This is a genomic window from Flavobacterium sp. (genome assembly GCF_043773265.1).
In the GTDB taxonomy this organism is placed as follows: Bacteria; Bacteroidota; Bacteroidia; order Flavobacteriales; family Flavobacteriaceae; genus Flavobacterium.
In genome coordinates this window covers 1-2,586 of record NZ_JAYVFH010000102.1, presented here as the reverse complement: position 1 = coordinate 2,586, position 2,586 = coordinate 1, and the positions used below count along the sequence as shown (strand labels likewise).

General features: G+C 28.5%; 2 protein-coding genes and 1 pseudogene. All 3 read right to left on the bottom strand.

From position 1 onward, the window contains the following. Positions 1-193 (bottom strand): annotated as a pseudogene (locus tag ACH2BO_RS05345) (BatB protein); the annotation flags it as partial. Positions 194-266: 73 nt separating this feature from the next. After that, positions 267-1,271, bottom strand: coding sequence for a VWA domain-containing protein (locus tag ACH2BO_RS05340; protein ID WP_395043717.1), 1,005 nt, complete (start codon positions 1,269-1,271; stop codon positions 267-269). Between the two features lie 2 nt (positions 1,272-1,273). After that, the coding region (locus ACH2BO_RS05335; RefSeq protein ID WP_395043716.1) for a hypothetical protein at positions 1,274-2,586 on the bottom strand (1,313 nt) is incomplete at its 5' end.

Here is a 2,586-nt window from a genome sequence, read left to right as displayed (position 1 = left end):
CTAAAAGAACGACTACAATTTTCAAGATAGGTTTAAATAAAGATTTCTCTGGACTTAATTTTTTTATTAAGTCTAAATCGCCAAATTCTTGTTGTTTTTTTCTTTTCCAAAATTGAACATATAGAAAAAGCATAACCAAAGCTGGTATGATAAACAATAGATATAAATAAATTTTTTCTTCTAATTCGTACATATTTTTCAATTAAAAGTTAAAAATTAAAAATTAAGAATCATTTTTAATTCTTAAATCTCAATTTTTAATTTCTTTAAATAAAACTTTTAAAGATTGTGTTTCTTAACAAGATTTCAATCAACAACAATATTCCTGCAAGGAAAACAAATGGTCTGTATTTTTCGTCATAATCGTAGTATTTTAATTCTTCGATTTCTGTTGTTTCTAACTTATTAATTTCTTTATAAATTTCTTCTAATTTAGTATTACTTACAGCTCTAAAATATTTTCCGCCAGTATTTCTAGCTATTGTTTTCATTAATTCTTGATCAATTTCTACTGGCATCATTCTATATAAAAAATCTCTTCCGTTTGGTGCATATGCATAAGGAAATTCAGCCATTCCATTAGTTCCAATTCCTATTGTATATACTTTTATTCCATATTCTTTTGCAATTTCAGATGCGGTTTCTGGCTCAATAAAACCTGAATTATTAACTCCATCTGTCAATAAAATAATAATTTTGCTTTTGGCTTTGCTTTCTTTTAAACGGTTTACAGCAGTAGTCAATCCCATTCCAATCCCAGTACCATCTTGAAGAATGTTATCAAATTTTATATCTTTAATTGCTTCTTTTACTATTGCTTTGTCACTAGTTACAGGTGTTTTTGTGTAAGCTTCAGCTGCATAAACTACAACGCCAATTCTATCATTTGGTCTAGCATCAACAAAATTAGAAGCAACTTCTTTCAAAGCTTCCATTCTGTTTGGTTTTAAATCTCGTGCCAACATACTGCTAGAAAGGTCAATTGCCATCACAATATCAATTCCTTTGGTTGTTTTGGTTTGGTTACTAATATCAACTGTTCTTGGTCTTGCCAAAGCAATTATTAAAAAACCTAAGGATAAAATTCGCAATCCAGACAAATGTGGTTTTAATTTTGCTAAAATAGATTTAGATGTTTTAAAACCTTTGACAGAACTGATTTTTAAAGTTGCCGTTTGTTGTTTGTTTTTCCACCAAAGCCAAGCAATTGCTAATGGAAGTAAAAGGAACAACCAAAAAAATTCTGGATTTAAAAAGCTTACTTTTTCCATTATTATTTTGCACTTTTAAGTTCTGCCGAGTTAATTATTCGCTCTAAAATTTTCTTGCCATATTGATTTCCTTCTTGGTGAGAGACAATAATTTGTTGCAATCCACCATCTTGTTTAAATAACAAAATTTCGTAATACATTTTCTGACTTGTATTGTTGTTTTTGTTTATAACTGTCATTGTTCCAAATGCTTTTACACCTGTAATTCCTTTGTCTGTATTGAATTCTTCTTGTTTAAACAGTATGTTTTGCGCACCAATTGTTTCCCAAGATTTTGTAATACCTTCAAGAACAGTGTCAAAATTTATTTCGGTTTCATTTTTAAATTTTGTTGTAGAAATTGCAACATAAAATGGATTAACCAAGCTACCATAACCAAACATTTGCATTTCTTTTAATATTGCAAAGGCGTTTTTGGGAAGCACTTTGGTTGCATCAATTCGTTTTAAAACTTCTGGAGTTTCAATTTTTACGCCAGGATTTCCATATTCGCTATAAATCCAGTCTTGTTCAACTAATTCTTTGGTGGAGTTACCAAAAACTAAATCTTTAACATAGTTTAATCCTTTGGTTGTAATTGCAAATACAAATAGTGCTACGACTAGGAAAACCAAAATTAAAACAGCAGTTTTTATTCTTTTTATTTTGCGATCAACAATTCTTTTTAGTAAAGATTGTTTCTTTTGTTCTTCGTTCCAAACTTCTAATTCATCATTTTCTTCAACAACTTCTGGAATTGATTTATGTATTGTTACAATTGAACTGGTAATGCGTTTTTTATCTTCTTCAATTTCAAATTCTAATGGTATTACTTTGGCAAATTTTACTAAATCGGCTTGCATTAAAACCTTTTCTAGATTCTCTAATGTTTCTTTAGAAAGTTTTAGTTTCTTTTTATTTGCAACTTTTCTTAAACCTATAATAAGTTCAGAAGTCGTGCTTTCCATAGCCGGAATATGAATTTCTTCTTCTATATAATTACGAGCAATATCTGTCAATTCTGAGTAATATGATTTTATTTCACCTTTTTGCCAAAGTTCTTTTTTTTCTAATTGTTGTAATAATGAAGTGGCTTTTTCTATAGGTGTTTTGTATACCAATTCTTCGATTTTTGTTGGTTTTTTATATTTTTTGATTAACCAATAAACTAAAAATCCAATTGCAATTAGTGCAAATAATCCTAATATATAATTTATCCAATCGATTGTTGTTTCAACTTGAGCAATGTCTTTAATATCATACATTTTTTGTTTTAATGTATCCACTTTTACATTAGAAACCTCAACGTTTAAACTATCCGAAAAGAAAGGTTTTC